The following is a 4989-nucleotide window of genomic DNA, read 5'->3' as shown; positions in this document are numbered from 1 at the left end:
GGATGCGGCGAAGGTCGTCGCGTTGCGCAGCCGGGCCATCGTGGGCCTGGCGGGCATGGGTGGCATGGTCTCGCTGGGTGTTTCGGTGGAGCGTGCGGCCGAGTTGCTCGCCTCGTACGGGGGGCGGGTGTCGGTGGCGGCCGTCAACGGTCCGGGTTCGGTGACGGTGGCGGGGGAGCCGGCTGCCCTGGACGGCCTGCTGGCCGACTGCGACGCCGCGGGTGTCTGGGCGCGTCGGGTTCCGGTGGATTATGCGTCGCATTCGGTGCAGGTGGAGTCGATCCGTGAGCGCATCCTCGCGGATCTGGCGGGTATCGAGCCGATGACGCCCAGGATCCCTTTCTACTCGGCGGTGACCGCGGAGCGCCTGGAGACGACTCCCCTCGACGCGGTGTACTGGTATACGAACCTGCGTCGGACGGTCCGTTTCGAGGAGACGGTACGCCTTCTGCTGGCGGAGGGTTTCGACGCGTTCGTCGAGACCAGTGCGCACCCGGTGCTGACCACGCCGGTGGAGGGCACGGTGGGGGATGCGGCGGTGGTCCTGGGTACCCTGCGCCGGGGTGAGGGCGACCTGCGCCGCTTCACCACCGCTCTGGGTGAGGCGTATGTCCATGGTCTCCCGGTCGATTGGACCCCTCTCGTCGGTACCACCCGCACGACCGGACCCGACCTCCCCACCTACCCCTTCCAACGCCACCGCTACTGGCTGGACCGTCCCGCTCCCACCGGTGACGCGCGCGACCTGGGGTTGGCTGAAGCCCGCCACCCTCTGCTGGGTGCGGCCGTGGCGCTCGGCGACGGGAACGGCGTCGTCCTGACCGGACGGCTGTCTCTCTCCTCGCACCCCTGGCTACGTGACCACACCGTCGCCGGGATCGTCCTCCTGCCGGGAACGGCCTTCGTGGAACTGGCCGTACGTGCCGGGGACGAGGTGGGTTACGGGCATATCGACGAACTCGCCCTGGAAGCACCGCTGGTCATCCCCGAGCGGGGTACCGTACGGATACAGGTCGTCGTCGGTTCCACGGAGCCCGACGGGACTCGCACGGTGACGGTGTTCGCGCAGGACACCGACGGAGACGCGGCCCACGGCTGGACCCGGCACGCCGCCGGCGTCCTGACGAAGCGCGGTTCCGAAGCGCCCCTCACCACGGAAACCTGGCCGCCGCCCGGTGCCGAACCGATGGACCTCGACGGTTTCTACGGCGACCTGGTCCCCAGCGGGTACATGTACGGACCGGTGTTCCAGGGGTTGCGCGCGGCTTGGCGCCTGGGTGACGACCTCTACGCGGAAGTGACGCTGCCGGAGGACGTCGCGCAGAGCGCGGGCGACTTCGGCCTCCACCCCGCTCTGCTGGACGCCACGCTGCACGCCCTGTTGCCCCGCACCGACGCGGTGGACGACCAGGTACGGCTACCGTTCGTCTTCAAGGGGGTGACCCTGCACGCGAGTGGCGCCTCCCACGTGCGGGTACGGCTCTCGCCCACCGGTCCTGACGTGAGCCGCGTGACGCTGGCCGACGCGACGGGGAGCCCCGTCGCCTCCGTCGAGGCGCTCACCCTGCGCCCGATCGCCGCCGACACTGTCACCTCCGCCCGGCCGAACGTCGCCGACGATATGTTCCGCCTGGGCTGGATCCCTGTGGGGTCGGTGGAGGGGGAGTTCTCGGGTCAGCTGGTTGTGCTCGACGGTGACGCCTCTGGTCTGGACGCGGTGGACGGTGCGCCTGAGGTGGTTGTCCTGCCCTGCTTCGACGGGTCGGACGTCCACGGCGTGGCCGCTGGGGTGTTGGGTGTGGTGCGGGCCTGGTTGGCCGATGCGCAATTCGAGGCTTCGCGGTTGGCGGTGGCGACGCGGGGCCCGGCGGGTGTGCTGGCGGGTTTGGTGCGGTCGGCGGAGACGGAGAATCCGGGCCGGTTCGTCCTCGTGGAGACGGAGGGGGACGACTGGCTGGCTGATGTGCGGGCCGCGTTGGCGGTCAGTGAGCGGGAAGTGGCGGTGCGGGAAGGCGTGTTGAGCGTGCCGCGTCTTATGCGGCACGTGGTGACGGAAGGGGAGGTGTCGTGGGGTGAGGGCTCTGTTCTGATCACCGGTGGTACGGGGTTGTTGGGTGGCCTCGTAGCCCGGCATCTGGCGGTGCGCCACGGTGTTCGTGAGCTGGTGCTGCTGGGGCGTCGCGGCTTGGACGCGCCGGGTGTGAGCGAGCTGGTGGAGGAGCTCGCCGCGCTGGATGTGTCGGTGGTGGTGGAGGCCTGCGACGCGGCCGACCGGGATGCCCTGGCGGGTGTCCTGGAGCGTGTGCCGGGTCGTTTGGCGGGTGTGGTGCACGCTGCCGGTGTGCTGGACGACGGTGTCGTGGCCGGCATGTCCGACGAGCGACTCCGCACGGTGCTGCGGGCGAAGGTCGACAGTGCCGTCAACCTGCACGAGCTGACCAGGGACCTGGACCTTTCCGCCTTCGTCCTCTTCTCCTCCGTCTCGGGCATCCTGGGCGGTCCGGGGCAGGCGAACTACGCTGCGGCCAACACCTACCTGGACGCGCTCGCTCACGCCCGGCGCGCCGAAGGGCTCCCCGCCACCTCCCTGGCCTGGGGACTGTGGGCCGAGGCGAGCGGCATGACCGGCGCGATGAGCGCCGTCGACCGGCAACGGATGAAGCGGCTCGGTGTCCGGCAACTCGCCTCCGAGCAGGGCCTCCGACTCTTCGACATCGCCCTCGCCTCGTCCGAACCCCTCTTGATCCCGGCCGCGTTGGACCTCGCCGCGCTCCGCGTCCGAGCCGGCGAAGGCACGCTGACCGGGATGCTCAGCGGCGTCGTCCCCGCTCCGCCGCGCCGGGCCGCGAGCAGCGCCACCAGCGCCCAACCGCAGTCCGCGCTCCCACAGCGGCTCGTCGCGATGCCCGAGGCGGAGCGCGAACGCACCCTGCTGAACCTGATCCGGGAACAGGTCACCGCCGTACTCGGCCTGCCTTCTGACGCGGACACCGAACTCTCCACCACCTTCAAGAACCTGGGCTTCGACTCACTCACCGGCCTCGACCTGCGGAACCGGCTCAACACGGCGACCGGTCTCCGACTGCCCGCCACCCTCGTCTTCGACCACCCGACCCCGGCCGCGCTGCTGCGCACCCTCCGGGAGTCACTGCTCGGCACCGAGGACGAGACCACCAGTCGCATCACCGCGCCGGCGGCCACCGACGAACCCATCGCGATCGTGGGCATGGCCTGCCGCTACCCCGGCGGGGTGGAATCGCCCGAAGACCTGTGGAACCTCGTCGCCGAGGGCCGCGACGCCATCTCGCCGTTCCCGACGGACCGGGGCTGGGACCTGGAGGACCTCTACGACCCCGACCCCGCGGCCTCCGGCAAGGCGTACACCCGCGAAGGCGGCTTCCTGTACGACGCGGGCGACTTCGACGCCGGGCTCTTCGAGATCTCCCCGCGTGAAGCCCTCGCCATGGACCCCCAGCACCGACTGCTCCTCGAGACGTCCTGGCAGGTGCTGGAGCGGTCGGGCATCGACCCGGCCTCGCTGCGCGGCAGCCGTACCGGCGTATTCGTCGGCGTCATGTACCACGACTACGCCTCGGGGATGCAGAAGGTGCCCGAGGGGGTCGACGGGTACCTGCTGATGGGCAACACCGGAAGCGCCGCATCGGGCCGGCTTTCGTACGCCTTCGGCTTCGAGGGACCCGCGGTCACCGTGGACACCGCGTGCTCGTCCTCCCTCGTGGGTCTGCACCTGGCGGCCCAGGCGCTGCGGAACGGCGAGTGCACGATGGCGCTCGCCGGCGGTGTGACGGTCATGTCGACGCCCGAGGTGTTCGTCGAGTTCAGCCGTCAGCGCGGGTTGTCGGCTGACGGCAGGTGCAAGGCGTTCTCGGCTGCGGCGGACGGTACGGGCTGGGCCGAGGGCGTCGGGGTGCTGCTGGTGGAGCGGCTGTCGGACGCGGTGCGCAACGGGCACCGGGTGCTGGCGGTGGTGCGCGGCAGCGCGGTCAACCAGGACGGCGCCAGCAACGGGCTGACCGCTCCCAACGGGCCGTCCCAGCAGCGGGTGATACGCCAGGCGTTGGCGAGTGCCGGTCTGGAGACCGGGGACGTGGACGCCGTCGAGGCGCACGGCACGGGCACCACGCTCGGAGACCCCATCGAGGCGCAGGCTGTCATCGCGACCTACGGGCAAGGACGTCAAAAGCCGTGCTATCTGGGTTCGTTGAAGTCGAACATCGGTCACGCGCAGGCCGCCGCCGGGGTGGCGGGTGTGATCAAGATGGTGATGGCCATGCAGGCGGGCGTGCTGCCGCAGACGTTGCACGTCACCGAGCCGTCGCCGCACGTGGACTGGTCCGCCGGGGCGGTGGAACTGCTCACCGAGGCGCGGGAGTGGCCCGAGACCGGGCGCCCTCGTCGCGCGGGCGTGTCCTCCTTCGGGGCGAGCGGCACCAACGCACACGTGGTCCTGGAGCAGGGACCCGAGTCCGCCCCCGCCGAGCCCACCGAGGACGACCGCGTCCTGCCCTGGCTGATCTCGGCCAAATCCGACGACGCGCTCCGTGCCCAGGCACGTGCGCTGTCCACGTACGTGCGTGAGCACCCCGAAGTCGGTCTCGCCGCCGTCGCCTCGGTGCTCGCTGGATCGCGTGCCGCTCTCGACGAGCGTGCCGCCGTGGTGGGCTCCTCGCGTGCAGCCTTGCTGGCGGGGCTTGACGCACTCGCCGCAGGCGAAGCCGGAGCGGGCGTCGTACGAGGGTCGGCCCTCGGGTCCGGAGACTTCGCCCTGTTGTTCAGTGGGCAGGGGAGTCAGCGGGTGGGGATGGGGCGTGGGTTGTATGGGGCGTTTCCGGTGTTCGCGGAGGCGTTCGATGCGGTGGTCGCGGAGCTGGATCGGGAGTTGGCGGGTCATGTGGGGCATGGGGTGCGTGAGGTGGTGTGGGGGGAGGGGGAGTTGCTGGGGGAGACGGTGTTCACGCAGGCCGGGTT

Annotated in this window: 1 protein-coding gene; it reads left to right on the top strand. The window is 70.9% G+C overall.

What is annotated here, in order from left to right:
- Positions 1-22: 22 nt before the first annotated feature.
- A partial coding sequence (locus ACZ4K2_RS36860; protein ID WP_467770024.1) for an SDR family NAD(P)-dependent oxidoreductase occupies positions 23-4989 on the top strand: 4967 nt, incomplete at its 3' end.

Source organism: Streptomyces sp. NPDC025833 (assembly GCF_055558055.1).
Note: the sequence above shows the minus strand (reverse complement) of the source record. Positions and strands in the feature narration are given on the sequence as shown.